Source organism: Poseidonibacter antarcticus (assembly GCF_003667345.1).
In the GTDB taxonomy this organism is placed as follows: Bacteria; Campylobacterota; Campylobacteria; order Campylobacterales; family Arcobacteraceae; genus Poseidonibacter; species Poseidonibacter antarcticus.
In genome coordinates this window covers 214363-237855 of the sequence record NZ_RCWF01000002.1, presented here as the reverse complement: position 1 = coordinate 237855, position 23493 = coordinate 214363, and the positions used below count along the sequence as shown (strand labels likewise).

General features: G+C 26.5%; 21 protein-coding genes. 10 read left to right on the top strand and 11 right to left on the bottom strand.

What is annotated here, in order from left to right:
- Positions 1 to 80 precede the first annotated feature (80 nt).
- The 4 genes from alr (at position 81) to D9T19_RS03855 (ending at position 8801) form a co-directional block, all read left to right on the top strand.
- Positions 81 to 1268: an alanine racemase gene (gene alr / locus D9T19_RS03875; RefSeq protein WP_121626899.1), complete on the top strand. Its 1188-nt coding sequence runs from the start codon at positions 81 to 83 to the stop codon at positions 1266 to 1268.
- A 65-nt stretch (positions 1269 to 1333) separates the two neighbouring features.
- On the top strand, positions 1334 to 1558 hold the full coding sequence (locus D9T19_RS14500; RefSeq protein WP_162984536.1) for a hypothetical protein: 225 nt from the start codon (positions 1334 to 1336) through the stop codon (positions 1556 to 1558).
- Between the two features lie 665 nt (positions 1559 to 2223).
- Positions 2224 to 3069, top strand: a complete 846-nt coding sequence (locus tag D9T19_RS03860; RefSeq protein ID WP_121626897.1) for a hypothetical protein — start codon at positions 2224 to 2226, stop codon at positions 3067 to 3069.
- Between the two features lie 302 nt (positions 3070 to 3371).
- Positions 3372 to 8801, top strand: coding sequence for a beta strand repeat-containing protein (locus D9T19_RS03855; protein WP_121626896.1), 5430 nt, complete (start codon positions 3372 to 3374; stop codon positions 8799 to 8801).
- Positions 8802 to 8834: 33 nt separating this feature from the next.
- Here the strand turns inward: D9T19_RS03855 and D9T19_RS03850 are convergent, their stop codons facing one another.
- On the bottom strand, positions 8835 to 10280 hold the full coding sequence (locus tag D9T19_RS03850) for an aldehyde dehydrogenase family protein (RefSeq protein ID WP_121626895.1): 1446 nt from the start codon (positions 10278 to 10280) through the stop codon (positions 8835 to 8837).
- A 321-nt stretch (positions 10281 to 10601) separates the two neighbouring features.
- Positions 10602 to 11570 (bottom strand): aldolase catalytic domain-containing protein, encoded by a 969-nt coding sequence (locus tag D9T19_RS03845; protein ID WP_121626894.1) that lies wholly within the window; start codon positions 11568 to 11570, stop codon positions 10602 to 10604.
- A 167-nt stretch (positions 11571 to 11737) separates the two neighbouring features.
- On the opposite strand from D9T19_RS03845, the gene D9T19_RS14845 reads away from it, so the two are divergent.
- Both D9T19_RS14845 and D9T19_RS03835 read left to right on the top strand, forming a co-directional pair.
- On the top strand, positions 11738 to 11899 hold the full coding sequence (locus D9T19_RS14845; RefSeq protein ID WP_121627111.1) for a zinc-binding dehydrogenase: 162 nt from the start codon (positions 11738 to 11740) through the stop codon (positions 11897 to 11899).
- Between the two features lie 58 nt (positions 11900 to 11957).
- Positions 11958 to 13811: a glycoside hydrolase family 17 protein gene (locus D9T19_RS03835; protein ID WP_121626893.1), complete on the top strand. Its 1854-nt coding sequence runs from the start codon at positions 11958 to 11960 to the stop codon at positions 13809 to 13811.
- Here the strand turns inward: D9T19_RS03835 and D9T19_RS03830 are convergent.
- From D9T19_RS03830 to D9T19_RS03800, 7 genes are read right to left on the bottom strand one after another with little or no spacing between them, the layout of a single operon-like run.
- Positions 13808 to 14632, bottom strand: coding sequence for a ribonuclease HI (locus tag D9T19_RS03830; protein WP_121626892.1), 825 nt, complete (start codon positions 14630 to 14632; stop codon positions 13808 to 13810). The two genes, D9T19_RS03835 and D9T19_RS03830, sit on opposite strands and share 4 nt — an antisense overlap.
- Positions 14623 to 15576, bottom strand: coding sequence for a DMT family transporter (locus tag D9T19_RS03825; protein WP_121626891.1), 954 nt, complete (start codon positions 15574 to 15576; stop codon positions 14623 to 14625). The genes D9T19_RS03830 and D9T19_RS03825 overlap by 10 nt, the downstream gene beginning before the upstream one ends.
- 4 nt (positions 15577 to 15580) lie before the next feature.
- The gene (locus D9T19_RS03820) at positions 15581 to 16015 is read right to left on the bottom strand and encodes a hypothetical protein (protein ID WP_121626890.1); all 435 of its coding nucleotides are present in this window, start codon (positions 16013 to 16015) and stop codon (positions 15581 to 15583) included.
- A 4-nt stretch (positions 16016 to 16019) separates the two neighbouring features.
- Positions 16020 to 16415, bottom strand: a complete 396-nt coding sequence (locus D9T19_RS03815) for a hypothetical protein (RefSeq protein WP_121626889.1) — start codon at positions 16413 to 16415, stop codon at positions 16020 to 16022.
- Entirely contained in the window at positions 16415 to 17086 is a 672-nt protein-coding gene (locus D9T19_RS03810; RefSeq protein ID WP_121626888.1) for a class I SAM-dependent methyltransferase, read from the bottom strand. The genes D9T19_RS03815 and D9T19_RS03810 overlap by 1 nt, the downstream gene beginning before the upstream one ends.
- Positions 17083 to 17460 (bottom strand): DUF302 domain-containing protein, encoded by a 378-nt coding sequence (locus D9T19_RS03805; protein WP_121626887.1) that lies wholly within the window; start codon positions 17458 to 17460, stop codon positions 17083 to 17085. Before D9T19_RS03805 ends, D9T19_RS03810 begins: the two co-directional genes overlap by 4 nt.
- Positions 17461 to 17495: 35 nt before the next feature.
- Positions 17496 to 17972, bottom strand: coding sequence for a DUF2721 domain-containing protein (locus D9T19_RS03800; protein WP_121626886.1), 477 nt, complete (start codon positions 17970 to 17972; stop codon positions 17496 to 17498).
- Between the two features lie 136 nt (positions 17973 to 18108).
- Between D9T19_RS03800 and D9T19_RS03795 the strand changes: the two genes are divergently transcribed.
- Together D9T19_RS03795 and D9T19_RS03790 are read left to right on the top strand one after the other, a co-directional pair.
- Entirely contained in the window at positions 18109 to 18543 is a 435-nt protein-coding gene (locus D9T19_RS03795; RefSeq protein WP_121626885.1) for a hypothetical protein, read from the top strand.
- Positions 18544 to 18635: 92 nt separating this feature from the next.
- Entirely contained in the window at positions 18636 to 19055 is a 420-nt protein-coding gene (locus D9T19_RS03790) for a DUF3010 family protein (protein WP_121626884.1), read from the top strand.
- Here D9T19_RS03790 and D9T19_RS03785 read toward each other — a convergent pair.
- Complete coding sequence (locus tag D9T19_RS03785) at positions 19044 to 19409, bottom strand: sirohydrochlorin chelatase (protein WP_121626883.1); 366 nt, start codon at positions 19407 to 19409, stop codon at positions 19044 to 19046. The genes D9T19_RS03790 and D9T19_RS03785 overlap by 12 nt on opposite strands.
- 82 nt (positions 19410 to 19491) lie before the next feature.
- Between D9T19_RS03785 and D9T19_RS03780 the strand changes: the two genes are divergently transcribed.
- Positions 19492 to 20379, top strand: coding sequence for a uroporphyrinogen-III synthase (locus D9T19_RS03780; protein ID WP_121626882.1), 888 nt, complete (start codon positions 19492 to 19494; stop codon positions 20377 to 20379).
- A 24-nt stretch (positions 20380 to 20403) separates the two neighbouring features.
- Complete coding sequence (locus D9T19_RS03775) at positions 20404 to 21120, top strand: SIMPL domain-containing protein (RefSeq protein ID WP_121626881.1); 717 nt, start codon at positions 20404 to 20406, stop codon at positions 21118 to 21120.
- A gap of 231 nt (positions 21121 to 21351) precedes the next feature.
- Here D9T19_RS03775 and D9T19_RS03770 read toward each other — a convergent pair whose 3' ends face one another.
- Positions 21352 to 22992 carry a hypothetical protein gene (locus D9T19_RS03770; protein ID WP_121626880.1) on the bottom strand — a complete coding sequence of 547 codons (1641 nt, stop codon included), beginning with the start codon at positions 22990 to 22992 and terminating at the stop codon, positions 21352 to 21354.
- Between the last annotated feature and the right edge of the window lie 501 nt (positions 22993 to 23493).

Below are 23493 nucleotides of genomic sequence, written 5' to 3'. Positions count from 1 at the left end.
AAAAAAGTTATAAGCAGATTTAAACTATCTGCTTATAAAAAAAAGTTAAAATAATTTATTAGTAATATCAGGAGAAAAAAGTGAAATTATCAAGAGCTGTATGGGCAGAAATTAATTTGGATAATTTAGCTCATAATATGAGAGAAACAAGACGAATAGTAAAAAAAGATACTAAAGTTACTGCTGTGATAAAAGCAGATGGTTATGGGCATGGAGCAGTATCAATTGCTCAAACTCTACTTGACAATGGTGCGAATAGATTTGCAGTTGCTACATTATCTGAAGCAATACAATTAAGAGCTTCTTTCCCTGATATTGAAATTTTAGTATTAGGTTATACTCCTGATGAATTAACAGAAGAAATACTTCAAAATAATATAATTCAAACTGTTTATTCTTTAAGACAAGCAAAATTTTTTTCAAAAACGGCACTTAGTCTAAATAAGAAAATGACTATACATATTAAAATTGATTCAGGAATGAATAGATTAGGTATGCAAGAAAGTCAAGAAACAATTGATTCGATATTACAAATGAGTAAACTTGATGGTTTATATATTGAAGGTATTTTTACTCACTTTGCAACTGCTGATGAAATAGATAAAGAATATACAAGAAAACAAGTAAAATCTTATGAAAATGTTGTTAATGCTTTAAAACAAAAAGGTTTAGATATTCCTATTAAACACGTTTCAAATAGTGCAGCTATTATTGATTTACCTGAATATAACAAAGATATGGTTCGTGCTGGGATTATGTTATATGGTTTATATCCTTCAAAATATGTAAACCATAATAAAATAAATCTAAAAGAAGTTATGTGTTTAAAAGCAAAAGTTTCTCAAGTAAAACAGATTGAAAAAGGGCAGGGTGTTAGTTATGGTTTAAAACATAAATGTGAATATAACACACAAGTAGCAACTCTTCCAATTGGTTATGCTGATGGACTTACAAGAATGTTATCAGGGAAAGCTTTTGTAATGGTAAAAGATAAAAAAGTGCCTATTATTGGAAATATTTGTATGGATCAATGTCTTATTGATATTACAGGTCTCGATGTTAAAATTGGTGATGAGGTTGTTTTATTTGGTGGAAATGATGAAAATGGAATTTCAATTGATAGTGTTTCTGAATCATTAGACACAATTAATTATGAAATTGTTTGTATGATTAATAAGAGAGTACCAAGAGTATATATAGAAAATAATGAAAAGATTTATTTCAAAGATTATTTACAAATGATTACTGCACAAGAATGTCAAAAGTAGTTTTTTTAACTCTTTGTAATTGAAGTTTCAATAGAATACGATAATTATAAAACTTAAGGTAAAAAATGTCAAGAAAAAATACTTCTAGTGTAGATACAACTAAAGGTGATAAGATTGCAATGAAGTCTAATCAAAATAAAAATCCAGTTCTAGTAGGCTTTAATCACAAAGAAACAAGTGAACAAGTTATAAATGCTAGAAAAGGTGCTAATGTAGATTTAGCAAAAGCAAAAGCTAAGAAAAAAGCTAAAATGGCTAAAGCTTCAAAAAAGAAAAATAAGAAGAAATAAAAACAATAAAAATAGATTAAAATATCTAGTTTAAAACAGAAGCTATAAAAAATGTATCGATAGCTAAAAATTAAAGGATAATAAAAATTAAATTTTAATACAAATAGTATATTTTATTTAAATTAATTGTATAATTAAAAAAATTAAGATAAAGTGTATTTTATGAATCTAAAAAAATTAAATAATTTAGATAAAAAAGTAAGAATTATTATAATGATTATTTATGCTCTTATAATGTTTATATCAATACAAATAAAAATTGGTATAATAACTTTTATTATACTTTTTGCAATTCTTCCAATTGTTATATATCTTTATGTAAAATTAATATTCCCAAAAAATAATTAGTTCAAAACACGTTAAGTACGTATTTAATAAAATTTATCATTTTTCTAAAGAATTTTAAATAACTATAAATTTTAGTATATTTATATATTGGCATATCTGAAATAAACAATAAAGTTATAAAACTAATTCATAAAAACATCAGTTATTAAAATATAAAAAAGAAAGAATTTAGAGTCTTTAAGAAAGTAATTTTGTATCAAATATGCTGGAATTTATAAATAAGTGCTAAACTAAGAGTTATTAGTGTTTTGTAATAAAATGGATTTAAATATATTTTATTATCAAATACTTGTAAATATTAAAATAAAGAAGACTAAATGATATTAAAAAAAGACATATGTGTAAAAAATCCTTTGAAAGAAGAATGGGGAGCAGGTAAGGTATTAGAAAATACTGGAAATAATATTTATGAAGTATTTTTCTTAAATTGTGGTTTAAAAAAATTTAATAGAAAACAAAATCCATTAGTAGAAATTGATGAAATAACTAATGAACTATTTGAAAATATAAATACTGAAAATAGTGAAAAATTTATTCCTAATTCTAACTTAATAAAATATTTTCTAGAAAACTATGAAGATGGATTTAGTGGTGAAGATTATGTACAGAAAAAAAGAAATTATAAAATAAAAGCAAAAGATTTAGCAATTGACTTACTTAATAAAGAAGAATATGAAGAACTCTTAAAAAATGATAATTACGAAGAAATTGTAAAAAGAGCATTAAAAATTATAAATACAACAACTTTAATTTTACCAAATGAAAAATTAGCAATTAAAAACGGATTAGAATCAGATGAATCAAAAGAAGAATTTTCAAAATTGTTATTTAATTTGTTGTATGATGAAGAAAATGAAAAACTACATTTTAATAAATTTTGTGCAGTTTTAGAATCAATAAATGCAAATAAATGGACAATAGTCTCATATTTCCAATTCTTAATCCATTCAAATAATCATATGTTTATTAAACCGACAACTATACAAAGTATTACTGATATAGTAGGCTATGATATTAAATATAAATTAAAATTAAATTGGAATACTTATAACAGAGTTCAAAAATTTGCTAAATATTTAAAGAATAATATTACAGAACTTGAACCAAAAGATATGATAGATGTGCAATCTTTTATTTGTTGTATATCAGAAAAAAACTCTTAAACATATAATTTATTCTACTATAATATATATCTTTTCCTTTTTTGTTAATATAAAATATCAAAGTGAATTTTTAGTAGTAAATCTATAAAAACTAGACAAAAAAATGTCTAGTTTACAAAATACTATCTGTAATACAAACACTCTATATAGCACGTTTTAATAAATAAAGTTCCTAAACTAAATAATTTAATAATATTTAAGTATTAAATTCATTTATATCACCCCACTGGGTTATTTACAAATATATAAAATTGTGGTAATATTTAAAAATAATAAAATAAAATATTCCTTAAGGAAAAGTTATGGCGAAGATTACAGGAAATGTTAAAAGCTTATCAAATGGAATTTTCAAAGTAAAAGATGAAAATGGTAATGTTAGAGTTTTAGAAGTTGGTGACGAGATTTATGAAAATGATACAGTATTTGGAGATAGTGCAAATTCGTCATCATCACAAATAGAAATTCAACTTTTATCAAATGATGTAGTTGTTCTTAATAATGGACAAATGCAACTTAATAATTCTTCATTAATTGAGATAGTATCAGGTACAGAAGAATTATTTTTTACTAGAGAAGGCCTAAATGAAGATGTAGAATCTACTGAAAATAATATAGATGCTACAGAGGAAGAAACAGCATTAGGTGAAGAAACAGTACTAGATAATACAGATATTAATGAAGTATCTGATGTAAGAACTGCTGATTCAACTAATATTACTAGTAATTTAAGAGAAGATGAATTTAATACAGAAATACAAAATACTGATGAAGATAGAATAGAGTCAGAACCAGAACTAGTTCTCGAATCTGAGACTGATACAACAACAGTAAGTGTAAGTACAGCAGATGTAAATGAAGATGCAGCAAATGTAACATTTACAATCCAAACTTCAAACGCACCAGATGCGAATACAAGTGCAACTGCAACAGTAACTGTAAATGGAGTTGAACAAACAGTAGCTTTAGATGCAAGTGGAAAAGGTACATTAACAATTGATACACAAGATTCAGATGTATATAATGATTCACAAAGTTATGAAGTAGTAGTAACAGCAATTAACGGTGGAAACTTTGAAAATGTAAGTGTAGATGGAGCAAGTGCAACAGCAAATGTAACAGATACTGAAAATGAAACAACAGTAAGTTTAGCTGCAACAAATACAGATGAAGCAACACAAACTGTAACATTTACAGCAACACTTTCAAACGCAGTTTTAGAAGGGGATGATCCAGTAGTAGTAAAAACAACACTTGGTGATATTACAATTACTGAGGGAACTACAGGAACATTAGAAGTTACAAACACAAATACAGAAGATGTATATCAAGATGCAAGTACATTAGATAATAAAATTACAGAAGTAAGTGGTGGAAACTTTGAGAAATTAACAGCAGACACAACTACAACAGTAAGTGCAAATATCGATGATGTGAATCAAACAACAACAGTAAGTGTAAGTACAGCAGATGTAAATGAAGATGCAGCAAATGTAACATTTACAATCCAAACTTCAAACGCACCAGATGCGAATACAAGTGCAACTGCAACAGTAACTGTAAATGGAGTTGAACAAACAGTAGCTTTAGATGCAAGTGGAAAAGGTACATTAACAATTGATACACAAGATTCAGATGTATATAATGATTCACAAAGTTATGAAGTAGTAGTAACAGCAATTAACGGTGGAAACTTTGAAAATGTAAGTGTAGATGGAGCAAGTGCAACAGCAAATGTAACAGATACTGAAAATGAAACAACAGTAACATTAACAGCTTCAGCATCAGTAAACGAAGATCCAAATCCTGAAGGTGATTTTGAAGCCAGAAACGATATTACATATACAGCTTCATTACCAGATGGTGTTATAGCTAAAAATGATATAATTGTTACATTGAATGTTGGAATAGATGGAGAACCTGCAAGTGCTTCTGATTCTTTAACTATTACAATAAAAGCTGGAGAATCTTTTGGAATTGTAAAAGCAACAGAGGTAAATAGAGATAATGATGGTTCTAGTGAAGATAAATATATCGATAATGACTCTTTATCTGCATCAATCTCATTTGTAAATGAAGAAAATGCATGGCAAGTAGGAAGTTTAGAAAATCTAACTTTTGATGACACACCTGCTATTACAAAAATAATTGATGATAGTGACCCCGTAAATGTAACAATAACAGCAGATGCAACAACACCAAAAGTTATTGATATAACAACTGATGTAAGTGGTACAAATGGTGTCAAAGTTACTGCCATTGGAACAGATGGAGAAGAGAGAGATCTATCTATCGTTAGTGGTACAAATCATGATGGATTTGGTGTAACAAGTACAAATCTTTCAAATGGTGCTACAACAGAGTTAGGATTAAATGAAAAAATTGTTGTTGATTTTGATAATGATGTAAATTCACTTGATGTTGCTTTTGCTTGGAGAAATAATCATGAGACTGCAGAAGTAACTTTCTATGATGATGGTGATGTTGTTGGTTCTGCAACTGTGACAGGAGATGGTTCAAGTACTACACAAGCTTTTGTTACTTATTATGATGCATCAGGGACTCAAATAAAAATGGTAAATGCAGTAGGAAGTTCTGATAAAGTAGATAATCCATATACTTTTGAATTACCTAACTCTACAGATACAGATATAGTATCTTTTGATAAAGTAGAGTTTTCAGCACCAAATTATGTGGATGATTATTTAATCAATAAGATAGTTTATACAGAAGTTGTTGATAGTAGCATAACTGATATAGTAACTTCAGATGGTAGTATAACTTTTAGTATTCAAATGGATGAAGATTATCCCCCTCATGGTAATGCAACAGTTAAAGTTCAGATAGGTAATGATAATTATGATGTTGCATTAAATGCAACAGGAAGAGGAACAGTAACACTTGATGCGATACAAATAGCTGCATTGGAGGATTTATCTAGTATAGAGGTAAAAGTAACAGAAGTGATTGGTGGAGGTTATGAGAAAGTTAATACTACAAGTGAAACTTTTAATTTTGCTCCAGATCCATTAATATCAACAAATGATGTTATTAATACTGACGAAGAGACATCTTATTATAGTTTAACAATAAATGATTTTGGTGATTATACTGCTACTACTACAACAGAATTTAAAATAACTGAGCTTCCAACAAATGGTACACTTTATTTAAATGTAACAAGTGGAGATACTATTATCAATAAAGATGGAGAATCAACTATTATAACAGCTACTTCAAAAGTGGCAATTGGAGCAGGTACTGTTATCTCTTTAGCTAATATAGCAGCTGGAAAACTTGTATTTGAACCAACTGCTAATAGCGATGAAGATGGAAGTTTTAAATTTGAAGTCGGGAATGGAACTTATTTTGGTGATGCATATACTACAACTATTGATGTTAAAGCTGTTGCTGATGCTCCAACTACTGTAAGTATTGATGTAACAAAAGTAGACTCAACTGGAAGTGCTGTAAATCTTGGAAATTTAAATGGATATACGGAACATAACTTTGGAGATTTATCTTCTAATCAAAATATAGATGTTGGAAATGGTAAAGATCATGTTATTATTGGTAATACAGCTGGTGGTACCAATATAAAAGGTGGAAATGGTCCTGATGTAATTCAAATAAATGGAAACATCGGTGGCAATACATCTTTAGATGGTGGAAATGGGAAAGATATATTAGTACTAGGTAAATCTGAATCGAGTTACACTGTAAATAATTATACAAATAACAATGGTGTAATAGCAGCTCAAATAATTGATAAGGATACAAACCAAACATTAACAGTAAATCATATCGAAGAGATACGATATGCAAGCCCAACAATAGAATACAATGTCGATATAAGTGCCGCTTTAGCAGATATAGATGGAAGTGAAACATTAAGTGTAGAAATAAGTGGTGTTCCTAATAATGCAAGTTTTGATTTAAATAATTTAGTTGATCAAGGCAATGGTACTTGGCAATTAACTACTACAGAAGATGTAAAGTCTATCGATTATACAAATATCAAAATGACTGTTCCTGAAGGAACTGAAAATGTTGATTTAACTATAACAGCAAGTGCTACAGAAACTAGAGATAATGAAGATGAGGATAATGTTGCAACAGCAACGGATAGTGATACAACAATATCAAGTGATACTGTGAGTTTAAAAACAAGTTTAAATAAATCTACTAATGATACGTCATCAGATAATTCAAAAGTACAGGAAAGTTCGAATAATGAAATTAATAGTTCATATAATTCTTGGGAGGATAAAGAAGTTATTAATGGCACAGAAGGATCAGATACTATAAATATAGGTGAAGGTAATAATAAAATCATTAATGCAGGAAGTGGCGATGATACAATAAATACACCTGATAGTTTTTGGAAGGGAACAGGACAAGTTATTAATGGTGAAGATGGAAATGATACTTTAGTTATTAATCATAATCAAGATGATGGAACAACAAAATTTGATATTGTTGAAAATAATGATGGCAGTTATACTATAAAAGCATTAACATATAATGCATGGAGTCAATGGGATGCAGGATATGAACTTACTGTAAATAATGTTGAAAATATTCAATTTAATGATGGAATAGTATCCCTTACATCAACAGCAACAAAAACAGCAACGCTAATCGATGGAATAGTAGAAGGTGTAGAATATGAGACAAGTTCAGGACTAAAAGGACTAACAGACTCAAATGGAGACTTTAACTATAAAGAAGGTGATAGTGTAACGTTTAGTGTAGGAGCAGTTGTTTTAGGTGTAGTAACAGCAGAAGACCTTGCAAATGGAAAAGTGTTCCTTCAAGATATAGCAGATGTAGAACATACAAATGTAAATGATGAATATCTAGAAAACTTAGCAACATTCTTACAGTCAATCGATAGTGATGCTAGTGATAATATTGTAATTACAGATGAAACAAGAGTAGCATTGGTTGATTCATATATTAACCTTAAAACAGCATCTGAAGAAGAAGTAAAAGTATTTGTTGAAAATATAGGTCAAACATATGTAGATGAAGATACAGCAATGGAACATGTTCAAGATATGCTTGAAGAATATGCAGGAATTGATGAAAGTGAATTTGATGAAAGAACTTCTGATGATGTTGTAGTTGAAGATAGTATATTAACAGCAACATTAGGAACAGAAGCAATTGATGGAGTATCATATACAACAAGTTCAGGATTTGAAAGTATTACAGATGAAAATGGATTATTTACTTATGATGAAGGTGATAGTATTACATTTAAAAATGCATCAGGAGAAATTATATCAGAGTTAGATTCAAATGATATAGGTGATGATGAATTAATTACATTGAGTGAATTAGGAATTACAATAAATGATATAAATCCAGAAGTTGTAGACGAGACTGAAAAAGTAATCCTTGAAGATGAATCTGTAGAAGAAGAATCAGATGAAGTAGTAGAAGAACTTTCGACAGAACTTATTGATAATGGAATAAATTTTGATAATGTTTCTGAACTTCAAAAAGAAGAAATTAATTTAGATAATAAAGATGATGAAATTTCTGAAGTATTAGACGATCTTTTGGAAACATCAAATAATATTCCTGGACTTGAAGAAGATGAAAGTGAAGTAAATAAAGTTTCTTCAGAAAATTCTGATTTAGTATCAACAGATGGAAATGCACAAATAGTAGATACAACAGTTCAAATAAAAGTAGAACAATCTATCTCAGATGGTGTAACAAGTTAAGCTAAAAAAGTAAAGCTTCTTTTGAAGCTTTACTTAAAAAGGATATTGACGATTTTTTACACCTTCAATAGTTACCCATTTTAACTCAGTCATTTCTTCAATAGAAAAATGCCCACCTTCTCTACCAATACCACTTTCTTTTACTCCCCCAAATGGGATATGTGCCTCATCTTGAATAGTTGTTCCATTTACATGTACCATACCTGTTTCAAGTTCTTCAATAAGTCTTTGAGTAGCACTTAAATTGTTTGTAATTATTGCTGAACTTAATCCATAATTTGAATTATTTGCAATTCTTATAATTTCATCTAGTCCTTTAACTTTTATAATAACAGCAACTGGACCAAATGCCTCTTCATGAAAAATATTCATAGATTCATTTACATTTGTTACAACTGTTGGTTGATAATATGTACCAGTACTTTGTCTTCCTGCTAAAAGATTTGCACCTTTATTTACTGCATCATCAACTAAAGTATTAATAAATTCACATTGCGCTTCTTTTATAAGTGGTCCAATAATGGTAGTTATATCATCAGGTCTTCCAACTTTAAGATTTTTGACTTTATTTACAAATTTTTCACAAAATTCATTATAAATATTTTCTTCTACTAATATTCTTGAACCTGCCATACAAATTTGACCTTGATGTAAAAAAATACTAAAAGCTGCTGAATCAACAGCATAATCAACATCAGCATCACCTAATACTATTGTGGGAGATTTCCCTCCAAGTTCAACTGTACATTTTTTAAGATTTGCTGCAGCTGCTGAAGCAACTTTTTTACCAACTTCTGTTGAACCTGTTAATGTAATCATCGCAATTCTAGGGTCAGCTTGGAATGAATCTCCTAAATCTTTTCTTGAGCAGGGAATAATATTTAAAACACCATTTGGTAATCCTGCTTCAGTAAAAATTTCTCCAAATATTAGTCCACACACTGGAGTTTGACTTGATGGTTTTAATACAAATGAATTCCCAGCAGCTAAGGCAAAAGCAAATTTTTTCGAACTTAAAATCATAGGTGCATTAAATGGAGAAATACCTGCAATAACACCTAATGGTCTTCTAATACTATATGAAAAAGTATCAGGATCATTAGAAGTAAATGTTTCTCCTGAAACTCTTCTAGCTTCACCTGCTGCTGTTCTTAAGATATCGGCAACTGTATTAATTTCAAACATACATTTAGCAATAACTGAACCACTTTCGTTCATTAGAATTTTTTTAATTTCATCTGATCTTGCTTCAAATATATCAGCAGCTTTTAAAAGTATTGCTTCTTTTTCTCGTGGTGCAGTCTTTGCCCATTTTTTTTGAGCTAGGTATGCACTTTGTATAGCATCTTCTATATCTTGTTTACCAGCCATGTGTACTTTTGCAAATAACTCTCCACTTGCTGGATTAAAATCATCGATAATATTACCACTAGATGAGGGTTTATTCTGTCCATTAATATATAATTTATACTCTTTCATTTTAAATATCCTTTTATTTTATATTTATAAGTTAGACTAATATACTAATCTACAATTATTTACTTAACTTTAGTAAATTATTTTAATAAAATAAAGTTAAATAAAGTTCATAAAATAGTACTTGTAGTGTAATTTATTTTATAATAAATTATAAAATTTTCTTATGTAATTTACATGATTATATACCAAGAAGTATGAAAAATAAATTAAGAATAGATATATAATTATTTGGAGATTAAAAAAGTAGAAGATATTGTTATATTTGTATATTTTCTAAAAAATATAGAAAATATACAAAATGTCTAAAAGGTTTATTAATACTTATTCAGCTAGTAGGTTTCTATAAAACTCTCTATATTTAGTATCTTTTTCATCTCTAGCTTTCATAGCAGCTCTTGGATGTTCGTTTAATTGTCCTGTTAACATATATGGAATTGAGTAACCCCAATCAAGTTCTTTTTCTAATGGAATTATAAACTCTTCAATGAATTTTAAAACTGGCATTAATTTATATTTTGGATTTTTTAAGAAACCAATTAAAAGTTCCATAGGACAGTTTCCTGCACCTCGTCCTAATCCTGAAATTGTAACATCAAGAAAACTTGTACCATAAGTTAAAGCTTCAATAGTATTTGCATACGCAAGTTGCATATTGTTATGTGCGTGAATTCCAACTTGTTTTCCATGTGCTTGGGCAACTTTTAAATATTTTTCAGTTAATTTATTGATTTGTTCAGGATAAAATGAACCAAAAGAATCAGCTATATAAATAACATCAACACTTGATTTTGCAACAACTTCTAAAACTTCTGACAATTCATCATCAAATGATTTTGAAATAGCCATAATATTTATAGTAGTTTCATAACCTTTTGCATGAGCTTCTTCTACAAGTTCAATAGCTGCAGGGATTTGGTGAATATATGTTGCAATTCTAATCATATCAACAACACTTTCACTTTTTGGAAGTAATTCTTCATTTACAGTTCTTCCAATATCAGACATAACTGCAATTTTCATATTAGTATCGTTGTTTCCTACGATTCTTCTAATATCTTCTTCTTTACAGAAATTCCAAGGTCCATATTCTTTTTCACTCATAATTGAAGGTGAGTTATTTTTACCAATTTCCATATAGTCGATTCCAGCTGCAACACATGTTTCATATTGTGCTTTTACAAACTCATCTGTAAAATGAAAATTGTTTACTAATCCACCATCTCTTATTGTACAATCAAATACTTTTACGTCTTCTCTTACTGTAAGTATTGAACCTTTTCTTTCAATCATAAATACTTCCTATCTTCTTTTAATAATAATTGATGAAATAATATCTTAACACTGCTATATTAATCTTTAAAAATTAAAGAATATTTTTTTATATTGAGTATAATAAGAAAAATATATCAAAAAAGGGAATAAAATAAAACTATTTTAATTATTGGTGGAGCAGGGGAATTGACTCTATTTCAACACAAATTGCATCTTTAATTGATGAAGGAAAAATAAAAACTACACTTACAAAAACTATAAAAGGTTTTAGTGTTAAAAATTTAAAAGAAGCTCATAAAATTACTGAATATGGTAAAAATATAGGTAAAATAGCGATAACTTTTTAAGATATAAGCTTATTTATTAGGCTTGTATCTTAAATATATTTTTAAATTTAGGATACAAATGTTAAAAAAGACCATATTTACTCTTTTTAGTATTATTCTTGTAATGCTATTTTTCTTTTATTTAGGTGCTATAAATGTACTAAAAGATGATTCAAATTCTTTTTCAAAACTTCAATGTGTTTCTTATGCACCTTATTCAAAAGATGAATCTCCATTTGATAAAAACTATAAAATATCAAAAAAACTTGTACAAAAAGATTTAAAACTATTATCTAAATATACAAATTGTATTAGAACATATTCAACTGTGGGATTAGAAATTATTCCACAAATTGCAAGAGAAAATAATTTGAAAATGCTTATGGGAGCGTGGGTTAGTTCTGATAAAATATCGACTAAAAAAGAGCTTGATACTTTAATAAAACTTGCAAAAGAAAACAAAGATATAGTAAAAGCAGTTATTATAGGAAATGAAGTTTTATTAAGAAGAGATGTTTCAGCAGAACAACTTTATAAATATATAAAGGAAACTAAAGACGCACTTCCCAATACTAAAGTTACATATGCTGATGTTTGGGAGTTTTGGTTGAAAAATCCACAAATAGAAGAAGTTACAGATTTTGTAACGATACATATTCTTCCTTATTGGGAAGATAATCCTATGAATATAGATGAAGCAATTGATCATTTAGTAAAAGTAAGACTTGAAGTTGAAGAAACTTTAGGAAATAAAAATATTCTAATTGGTGAAACAGGATGGCCATCTGAGGGAAGAATGCGAGAAGATGTACTTCCTAGTAAAATAAACCAAGCTTTATTTGTAAGAGAGTTTGTAAAAGTTGCACAAAAATATAATTGGGATTACAATATTATTGAAGCATTTGATCAACCTTGGAAAAGATTAAGTGAAGGTGCTGTTGGTGGATATTGGGGATTATTTGATAAAGATAGAATGGATAAAAATGTTTTTAAAGGTGAAGTGTCAAACTTTCCTAATTATAAATATTTAGCTTTTGCTTCGATTTTTTTAGTTTTTAGTTTTTCTTTCTTACTACTTAGAAAAGCAAAGATTTCAAATAATAGATTATTAGCTTTTACTGCTATAAATACTTTATTTTCAATTCTTTATATTTTACAAGTTGAGCAATATTTTATTACTGTAAGAACAAATTTAGAGTTCGTTTGGGCTTTTGTTGCATTGTTTTCTCATTTGTTTATTTATTATTATTTACTAGGAAATATAGCTAATAAAATAAAAAGTATTCCTCTTTATTTATTTTATCTAAGTGCTTTTTTTGTAATTGTTTCTAATATTATTTTAGCTTTTGAAGGAAGGTATCAAAACTTTGAAATATATGCTTTCATAATTTCAGCTATTTCTTTTTTATGGCTTTTTAAAAATAAATATAAAGAAATAGATTTTGGTAAATCTGGAAAAATATTATCAATTATTCTTGTAATTACATCTATTTTAATACTGTTAAATGAAACAGCTTATAATATATTTTCTAATATTTGGATTCTAATTTCTTTATATTTTGCATATATTTTATATAAGGGTAGTCAAAATACTTCTTTTAAAGATATAAGAAATTTGATTTTATATGTTTTAGTATTTATAGGAATTGCATTTGCTATTAAACTTGGAATTTTAACAAATAATCAATTATCAAATGAGTTTGTAATAAAAGATTATATTGGATTATTTATACATTATAAAGTGTTTGGATTAATTGCTTTGGCTACTGTTATTATTGGATTTTTAACTAAGAATAAAATGATAGTTATTCTATCTTTATTCTTTAGTCTTGTAGCTATTATTTTATATAATATTTTTATAGGTTCTATTGTTTTTGTTGTATCAATATATCTTTTAGGAAATTTTGAACAATTAGAACAATCTAAAATCTAATAAGAAGTTAAACTTAAAACCTCGTTTATTTTATCATACGAATACATCGAATAGTTTTGAGTTTTTTCTTTTATAGCTGTAACTGCCATTCTATCGGCTAATTCATTACCTTCGATTCCTGCGTGACCTTTTACGTGTTTTATTTCTATTAAGTCTTTTATTCTTTCATAAAGTTCATGAGTTTTTTTGATAAGTTCAAGATTTTTAATCTCTCCACCTTTTTTACTCCAGCCTTTATTTTTCCATCCATAAGCCCATTTTGTAATACAATCTATACTGTATTTTGAATCTGAATATATAGTAATAATATTTTTAGAACTTGCTTGTTTTGCAATTGTTAAAGCCTGATAAAGAGCATTTAATTCTGCAATATTATTTGTACCATTTTCTACAAAATCACCATGTAATAAAACAGGATTTTTTTCGTTTGAATAAATAGCCAAACCACTTCCTGCAAGTCCTGGATTTCCAGAACACGCTCCATCACAATAAATTCTTATATGTTCTTCATCATCGTTTATTTGTGTTTCTTGTATATTTTTACTTTCTTGAATTTCTACTTTTGCGTTTGATTTAGGTTTTATATTGTTAAATTCTAAAACCATATTATAGTTCTTCAAAATCTGTTCTTGTGCTTTAAGTGCTAATTTACCTTTTAAAAGCATAAGTCTATTTGCATCATTTTTTAGAATATCTTTTTCATATATTAACTCTTTCCAATTATCTTCAATTGGAAAGTTTAACTCTAATATTTGACATTGAGCTTTATTTAGTGTGTCATTAGATGAAATAAGCTCTATAAACTCTTTTGTTATTTGCATTTTTCCTCCGTTTTATTTTGATATCTTATAAATAAAAATAATCCTAATATGATTAAAACTAAACCAAATAAAGAAATTTCATTTATAGAAATAGTTCCAAAAAGAATAAATCCACCAATAATAGTAAATATAACTTCACTAGCTTGTGTTGCATCAATTGCTGCTAATTCATTTGTATGCTTTGCTAATCCTCTTGCATAAAGGAAAATAGTTGTAGCTAATACACCTGAAAATAGTGCTACAAGTGCTGAATTTAAAACCTGTGATTGACTTGGTGCTTCTGGTTGGATAATCAAAAGAAGAATAATCCAAAAAGGAATAGACCCAAGTGTTAAAAGCATAACCTTGTTAAAAGCATTTTTTAATAAATCTGATTTTATATGTGGCACAAATTTATGTGCATTATTTTGACTTTCCCATACTAATTGGTTTCCAAATGGATAACAAAATGAAGCAATTAAAACAGGAATACCACCATAGATTAAACTTGAAAGATCAAATTTATCAATATGAGATAGGTTTACTAAGCAAACTCCTACAAAAATTATAAAAGAAAAAGCCCATATCTTTTTAGGAAAACTTTTTCCAAAAAGAAGTAAAACAAAAAGTGTTGCAACAACTGTAAACTGCCATGAAGCAGCAATAACCCAAGAAGGTGAGAAATCAGCAGCAAAACAAATCAATGCATAAAAGAAACCAAAACCAATAGTTCCACTTATCATCCAAAATATATAATTATCAATAAATAGTTTATATATTTCAACTAGTCTTTTAAAACCACCTTGAAAAATTAAAATTATTACTAAAAATACAATCATAAAAAAATATCTAAGCGTTGCAGAATAGAGCCAATGCCCACCTTCAACGCTCATAAGTTCATTTAATACAAAAGTCGTACTGAAAAAACCACCTGATAGTATTCCTAATAAAATTAATTTAAACATTTTATTAATTAGCTAAATTCCAAGGAATTGCTGCAAGAATTAAAACTAAACCAATTGTAAAATAAACCATTTGAGTTTTATATTTTTTTCTTTCATTTTCAATTCTTTTTGCTTTAAAAGAACCAATTGTAATGAGAATAACTGCTACTAACATAATAAGGCTATGTTCAACCGCAAAAAATCTTAACTCGCTAATTGCCATAGAACCTTTTACATCATCAAGAAAAGTATTTATCTTTTCGCTTGTAAAATAAACATAAAGCCCAATTACAAATTGTAAATGCACAAAACCAACAGTTATATGACCGAATATAGTATTGAATTTTGAAAATGGTTTATTTTGAAAATATCCTTTATATATTAGAACTAAATGTGTAATTAGGGTTATAAGTACTACCCAACGTAAGCTTGAATGTATGATTAATTGTGTTGTTTCCAATGTCTTATTCCTTTAAATTCCAAATGTGAGAAGAGTTTTTATCACATAAGATTTTTTTTGTATTATTTTTTTTAATGATTTTTAATGAACCTTTACATTTTGGGCAAATACCTTGAAGTTGAGTAAGATAAACATCTCCAGCACTTGAACACTCCAAATTGTATTTACCAAAATAAAGAATCTTTTTTAGCATAAGTAAACTAGATATTATTAAAATAATCAAAAATAAGATACAAAATATAAGCGGAGTCAATGATGATGTTTCATTATATAATGTACCTGTATATAAAACACCAACACTAGCTGCTAGTATTACTCTTAAAACTTTTAATTGCTTACCAAAAACTTTTATAGGTTTTTCTAAAACTCTTTCAAGTTTAGGATTTGTTTCTTTTTTCATTAATTCTCTTTTTTATATACTGCAAAAAAATGTGGTACAGAAGGTATTTGTGAATCATTATAAGCTTTAAAACTAATTTCTTTTAACTTATCTTCTGTGACAAATTTATTGATTTCTTCATAATCCAAAGGTAAAGGAATCTCATCTTCTTTTTCATTTTTTTCTCTACATCTACAAGATACTAATGCATAAGCATTTTTACTTACTAAATTTGATATAGCTTTTCTAGCTTTTATTCTATATTTCTCTGGTAATATTTGTATTGTATTACACTCATAAACTAAATCAAAATTTTCAAGCCATTTTTTATCATAGTCAAATAAGTCTGCTACTAGATAAGTAACTTTAGTATTCGGGTATCTTTTTTTACATAAGTTTATAGCTTCAGGTGAAATATCAAAAGCAATTACATCATAACCATAATCACTTATAGCTTGTGCATCATCACCAACACCACAACCAATTACAATAGCTTTTTTCTTTTTCAAATCTTTTTTATTGTTTTCTAGCCATTGAACTAAATATGGACTTGGTTCTAAATCAGCCCAAAATACAGCTTTATAATCACCTTGTGCATTGGTATAAATAGAATCACACCAAGCACTTGGTTCATCATTTTCATGATGAGTTTTAACCATTTGCTTATATTTTATAAGATCAAATTCTATCATTTAACTTCATCAATAATTTGTAATAATGTTTTTTGTGTTTGTTGTGCTAATTGTATAAAGTCTGGATTTATATCATCTACTAATTGTGTTAATGAATTCATTCCAATTTTAGTTATTCCTTTATCACTATAAACAGAGATTTTACAAGGCATAATCACTGATAAAGACATATCATGAGATAAAAATTCTTCTGCTACTTTTGGACTACAAACATCTAAGATTTGACATTCATTATCAAAATCTATACCTTTTGAATTTAATGTATTTTTTACATTGTGAATATGTAATATTCCAAACCCAAAGTTTGAGATTATTTTTTGTATTGTTTCTACTACTTCTTCTACGCTTTTTTTTGATTCTTCTATATAATGCATTTTATTTCCTAATAAATTTTTGTAATTATAATATACTATTTTTTTAAACTTGCTTTTTTTGTTTTAATAAAAGAAGTTGTATAAAATATTTCTTTTTGAAATAGAATTAATGAAGTAATCAAAGATAACATTGCTAATATAAATAAAGTTGCTATAAATATTGACCCATTAAAATCAAATATTGAACTTAAAAACATTGTTACAATTACAAGTGCTATTAATAATCCTGTCATTGTACAAAGTGAAATTGCATAATTTATATTTTGCATTCTAAGAGTAAGAAAAAGTCTTCGCTCTTTTGATTTTTCATGTGTATGAAGTTTTGATTCTTCTGTCTTTTTACTTTCAATAATTGCATCTATTTTTTCTACTTTATCAATAATTCTTCCAAGTCTTCCTGTAAAAACATTTAATAATCCAGCAACACCTGCTAATAAAAATACAGGAGCAACTGAAAGTTGTATTAGATGTGAAACTGTATTTACTCCATCTTCTGTTATTGTTGTAATCATATTAAAACCTAATTTATATTTATTTTATAAAAAATTGTAAGTAGAAGTTTATCATAATTTTTATTTCGCTATTTCAATTATTTTAATTTAGATATAATGCAGACAAATTTATAAAGTATATAACAAGGAGCTCAATATGGCTAAAGGAAAAAAAACCACTATTAAAGAGATTAAAAAACTTAATGATAATGAGATTTCAATAAATGGTAAAGAATACATTATTATAGAAGATGTAAAAGATATTGAAACTGCAACAACAATGAAAATATCATCAAATGGTAATAGAATTTTAAGATTTGAAGATGTAAATAAAAAAGCAAGAATTGATGTAAAAAGAAATATAGATGTTGTTAAATATTCTTTTGTAGATAAAGATGCAGCAGGAAAATTTAAAAAAGGTCACGATCAAAACTTTTTAACAAAAGATGATTTAAAAGAAGTACTTGGAAATGTAAATTGTCATAAAGATGCAATGGAAATGATTTATAAATTTACTGATAAAAAAAGTGAAACTTATGATCCAAAAGCAGGGCATACAAACTTTTATCTTTTTGAAGAAATCACAGAATAGAAATTTTATAATAAATATTACAATTTGACATAAAATCAAAAAGATTCTTTAATATTTTGTATACTTATTCAAAATTAAATAAAGGATTTTTTATGAGAGTTTGTGGAATTGAATTAAAATCAAATTATACAGTATTGACATTAGTTGATTATTCTTCTGATGATATTGTTGATTATATAGACTTAAAAATTAAAAAAATTACACTAGAAGATGATGAAAATACAAATAATGTTATATCTTACCTAAAAGAAATAAACACTTTTTTTGATGATAATCAAGTTGAAAAAATAGTTATAAAAAAGCGCTCAAAAAAGGGTGCTTTTTCAGGTGGTGCAGTTACTTTTAAAATGGAAGGACTTATTCAGCTATATTCAAAAGCTCAAATATCTCTTTTATCTGCTCAATCTATTTCATCGTATGAAAGAAAAAACGAAATACAATTTCCTAGTAAATTAAAAAAATATCAAGAACAATCATATCTAGCAGTATTATGTGCTATTTTAAATACATAAAGACAAATCATCTAGAATAATATCGCTTATTTTATCTGATTTTCCAAAATGTTCTAATAACACAAATTCAATAGAAGGATTATCATTTTGTAATTCTTTTATAATATTTGGTAAATCTGTACCTACGTGTTTACCTGTGTTTAAAAAATATGGATAAAAAAGTATTTTTGATATTTTATTTGAAATTAGTTCTTTACAAACCTCTTGAATACTTGGATTTGCAAGTTCTAAAAAGGCTGCTTGAACTTTAGAAAATTTATTATCTTTTTTTCTTACATCATCTACAAGTTTTATAAACTCCTTATTTGATAGCATTCTTTTACTTCCATGTGCAATTAAGACTAAAGCGTTCATATAATTCCTTATTTTTATAGCGATTATAACAAAATAAATACAAAATGGCTATAATTAAAAAATTAATTATAAGGAGTAAAATATGGATATAAAAGAGATTATAAATTCACTAAATTTAATATATTATGAGTTTGACAATAAAAAAAATATTTTAATAAAAGATGTAAATTATACTAATAAATATACAAGACTAGAATTTTTTAAAATCACATATTATTTAACAAAGAAAAATATTTCTTTCAATGTTTTAAAAGATAAATCTATAAATTTTTCAAAATCAAATTCTGGAATAAAAAGCTATGTATTATCATTTTTACAGAATATAAATAATTCAAAGAAAAATATCTTTTTATTAAATGATAAAAAAGTAAAATGGGCAGAAAATATTCCTCTATTTAAAATAATTTATAAAGAAAAAAAAGTTAGATTAGATGATTATGATGCACTAATATTTACATCGAAGAATGCAATAAATGCAATAGAATCTATGAATAAAGACTGGAAAACAATTCCTTCATATGTAATATCTGAACAAACAGCAAAACTAGTAAAAGAATTAAATGGGAATTTAGAATATATTAGTAAAACAAAACATGGTGATGAATTTGCTTATGAAATATGTGATAAATTAAAAGGTAAAAAAGTTTTATACCTAAGAGGAAAAGAAATTGTTTCAGATTTAATAAATATCTTACAAAACAATGATGTTGTTTGTGATGATGATGTTATTTATGAAAATAAATTTAATAAAGAAGTAAAAAAGAAGAAAATCCCAAAAAACTCAAAAATCATTTTTACTTCACCATCAACAATAAAGTACTTTTTCAAAGTCTTTTCTTGGGATGAATCATATACAGCTATATCAATTGGAAAAACAACAGCAAAATATTTTCCAAAAAATATAAAACCAATAATTGCTAAAAATACTTCTTTTAAATCTTGTGTTGATACAGCATTGTCTTTGTCGTAGAAATTATAATTAAAGGAAAACAATATGCAAAATAGTAGCAAAACAAGTTTTTTTGTTCTAGGAATATTTATATTCTTAGGTTTAAGTACTCTAGGATATTTTTTTAAAACAGCAATTATCGAATATAAACAATATGATAGAAGTGTAAAAGTAAAAGGTTTATCTCAAAAAGAGTACAAAGCAGATATTGTTATTTGGCCTATTACATACACAGAAATTAATAATAATTTGGAAGAGTTGTATAATTCAATAGATAAAAATAATGAAAAAATAGATAAATTTTTAACTTCAAATGGAATAGAAAAGAAAGAAATAACTTTTTCAACACCAATAATAGTAGATAAAGTAGCACAACAATATGGAAATGCTAAAATAAATTTTAGATATAACGCAAAACAAACAATAACTATATATTCTAAAAATATAGATGAAGTTAGAATTGTACAAAGTACCTTATCAAAACTTGGAAAACAAGGAATAGTATTTTCAGGTGATAACTATGAAAATAGAACAGAATATATTTTTACAAAATTAAATGAAATAAAACCAAAAATGATAGAAGAAGCTACGAAAAAAGCCAGAGAAGTAGCACAAAAGTTTGCCTTTGATTCTAAAAGTAAACTAGGAAAAATCAAAAGTGCATCGCAAGGACAATTTTCAATAACTCAAAGAGATAGAAATAATCCACAAATCAAAAAGATTAGAGTTGTATCAACTGTAGAATATTATTTGACGGATTGATGTTTAAATATTCAAATTAGGAGAATATTTAAGAATATTTATTTCTTATATTTTCCTTGAGGTATTTGTACGGCATCATTAAAATCAAAATCTTTTTGTTCTATATCTTTCATCTGTATCATATCTTTTATTATATAAAACTGACACAGATTTTCTAACACACCCAAATATTTAGAATTAAAATAAGAACTTTAATTTTAGCTTTACTTTAATCCTAAAATATTTTCTAAATTATTTTCCAAATTTAATACAAGATACTTTACCATTTAAACCATTATCTTTATGATATTTAACACTATAATTACTTTTATTACTAATGTTTTGTTCAAAATTATTTATTTGTAAAGATTTAGTATCTTTTTTAACATATATTTCAGTCCAATCATCTTTTTCCCCATTACAATTAGGATCATCATAAACAGAAATATAAGTATTTTTTGGTACATAATAAAGTTGTATAGAATTCGCTTCATCGTTTTTACAGTGCGATTCTTTTTTTAAATTAACCTTTCTTTTTGGACTTGTAGATAATCTACAAATTATATTTTCTTTGTTTTTATTAACTTCCATTAACTCAATAAAAGAAGAAAAAGTTTCAGCATCAGCTACTTTTAGATAACTGATTTTCCCATTTAGATTATTTTTTGGATAAAAATGTATTTCATAATTTGTGTAATTTTTATTTTGTTCAAAGCTATTAATAGTCATTTCTTTGATATCTTTTTTAACATATATTTCAGCCCAATCATCATTCAAATCACCATGAGGGTTATCATACACACTTAAACGTTTACCAGCTGGAATATTATAAAGAATTACCGATTTAGCTTCATCATTTTCACCTTTCCCATCAAGTTTTTCATCAAAAGTTTTTGAAAGATTGATTACTTTTACAATATTACCTTTCCCTTCCATATCATCATAAAAGACAGCCAAAGGCTCAAGATTGCTTTTTTGAGTAATTTCAACAGCTGAAACTTTACCATCAAGTCCATTTTTCTTATGATACTGAATAATATATTTATCATTATTAATATCTTTTTGTAACTCTAATGTTTCGATTTCTAATATGTCAATAGTCTTTAATGTAAAAATATCCAACCAGTCATCTTTTAATGAACCATTTGGGTCGTCAAATAATCTAATTCTAGTATTTGGAGGAATATGTCTTAGTAGTACTGATCTTACTTCATCATTATCACATCCATATTTATCATCATTTTTAAAATTTATAAAAGAGTTATCAAGAATTGCAAATTCACATACTTTATTCTCCTTCAAGCCATTCCCTTCATGAAATGAGATTCTTGAAGAAGGCGTCGCATTATGCTGTATAACGACTCTAGATACTTTTCCATTTAATCCATTATTTTTACTGTAGTAGATATCTATTTCATCATTATTTTTATTTTGTTCAAAGCTATCAATAGTCATTTCTTTGATATCTTTTTTAACATATATTTCAGCCCAATCATCTTCTTGTGAACCATCAGGACTATCGTATAAATGGATTAAGGTTCCTTTTTTAATTTCAATAAGTTTCAAGGCATTTGCTTCATCATTAACACCATAATCAGCCAAATCTATAACTTTTGTATCCGCTTCATCAGGTACATCGTATATATTTTCCTTAATATCATTATTTATTTTATAAAATGATATACCAGGTCCCTTAAATGTATTTATATAGCGATATATAGTCCCACCACCAAGTATAAATATTGTTATCACACTTACAATTGCCAAACCTTTAATACTGAAAACTTGTCGACCTAAGATAATTCCAATAATTAAAATAAGCATAAGTACCATAAATATATTGCCAAAAAAAGACATTAGATCAAAACCTAATATACTTGTTACTAAATCCATAAAATACCCTTTTCACTCTAATTTAAAATTAAATAAATTATTTCATTATCTTTATTAAAAAGCCATTAAGCAAAGACTAAAAACTATAATGCTTGTAGTTACTTAGAATATGTTAAGTTAATAAAGGAACATGTTGCATCTAGTATTGTATCAGAAGAAGATTTTTTCAAAAAAATTATTCTAAATTATTTAATATGTAATATAGAACATTTTGAGTTTACAAAAAATGAAATCAATAACTTTCATAAAAAAATATTACTCAATTAGAACTTGCACATAGAATTGCAAAAATTGAATCAAATCTTGAAAATAAACATTATAATTTTGAACAACTATATAAAATTTCTAAAGCACTCGATATTGGAGTGTAACTGAAATTAGGACATTAAATTCTGATCAGTCTCTTCTTTATCCTCTTACTTTTGGAGCAGTTTTTACTAATGAAAAGCTTGTTCTAAAAGGAGTTTAATTTCTGAACAAACTCCAAATGGTACAGGTTGT